Origin of the sequence: Vibrio sp. Vb0888, from assembly GCF_033338835.1 — a bacterium.
Taxonomy (GTDB): Bacteria; Pseudomonadota; Gammaproteobacteria; order Enterobacterales; family Vibrionaceae; genus Vibrio; species Vibrio alginolyticus.
The window spans coordinates 1-1207 of record NZ_JAWOTL010000207.1 but is presented as its reverse complement, the minus strand read 5'-3'; the positions used below and the strand labels follow the sequence as shown (position 1 = coordinate 1207).

Here is a 1207-nt window from a genome sequence, read left to right as displayed (position 1 = left end):
ATAAAACCAACGCGAGACAATAAGATCTCATCCATAATCTATCGTGGAAAAATCAATGAAAACAATTCAACGTATTGGACTAGCTCTCTCCGCGTTTGGGCTTATGACGGGTTGTCAGCTAACATCTTCTGAACCGCTTTACCCAACCGCCAATCAAAAAACTATCCAATCAGCAAAAAATGAGTTCAAGGGAATGGAAGAGTTTGAAGTCAGTGACGATGGTGTCATTTCTTTTCGTGCCCGCCTGCCTGGACCAGACTATTACTGGGAGCCATATAAAATCAAACAGTTAAGTTACGAGATATCCTGTGTTTTCCTCACTAATTATGTGGATCGTGGGATGGTGGTGAAATCGTCGTTTTTAGGCGCTCGTGGCCGCGTTGAGTACTATGATATGGAGCGCTGTATGGACAACACGCCCTTCGAGTAATTTTCTCAGCACATAAAAAAAGCTCCACCGAAGTGGAGCTTTTTGGGTATTGGATTACTTGAGATTACGGACGAGCAACAAAACCAACAGCTTCGTATGCTTTTTTCAGTGTTTCCGCCGCGCGAGCCGATGCTTTCTCCGCGCCTTGCTTCATCACTTCATCCATAAACGCACGATCTGCACGAATACGACGGTATTCTTCTTGAATTGGCTCAAGCATCGCAACAACCGCTTCACCCACGTCTTTCTTGAATGGGCCGTACATTTCAACGCCTTTGTATTTCGCTTCAATCTCTTCAAAGCTCATGCCTGTCGCTGCAGAGTAAAGACCCATTAGGTTTGCAATACCCGCTTTGTTTTCAACATCATGGCGAATGCTTGGTGGCGTTTCGGTATCCGTTTGGGCTTTATTGATCTTCTTGATGATCGATTTCGGCTCTTCAAGCAGCGTGATAACGTTCTTACGGTTATCATCAGACTTCGACATTTTCTTAGTCGCATCTTGAAGGCTCATTACGCGCGCGTTAACCGTTGGAATGTATGGCTCAGGTACCGTGAAGATTGGGCTTTCTGGCGAGTAAATGTTGTTGAAACGCGTTGCGATATCACGCGCTAATTCTAGGTGCTGCTTCTGGTCGCTACCTACTGGCACTTGGTGTGCACCGTAAAGCAGGATGTCGGCCGCCATTAGCACTGGGTAATCAAACAGACCCACGTTTACGTCGTTCGCGTAACGTGCAGACTTGTCTTTAAACTGAGTCATACGGCTCAGTTCAC

2 protein-coding genes are annotated in these 1207 nt (G+C 46.1%); one reads left to right on the top strand and one right to left on the bottom strand.

Going from position 1 to position 1207, the window contains the following annotated elements; all coding sequences use genetic code 11:
- The first annotated feature begins 55 nt into the window (after positions 1-55).
- Complete coding sequence (locus R7P72_RS25060; protein ID WP_024699762.1) at positions 56-430, top strand: hypothetical protein; 375 nt, start codon at positions 56-58, stop codon at positions 428-430.
- A 64-nt stretch (positions 431-494) separates the two neighbouring features.
- Here the strand turns inward: R7P72_RS25060 and trpS are convergent.
- Positions 495-1207, bottom strand: a 713-nt coding sequence (gene trpS, locus R7P72_RS25055; RefSeq protein WP_318110967.1) for a tryptophan--tRNA ligase, incomplete at its 5' end; no start/stop codon positions are given.

Coding starts and splice junctions, on each gene's coding strand:
- R7P72_RS25060 (WP_024699762.1), top strand. CDS start 56: ATGAAAACAATTCAACGTATTGGACTAGCTCTCTCCGCGTTTGGGCTT.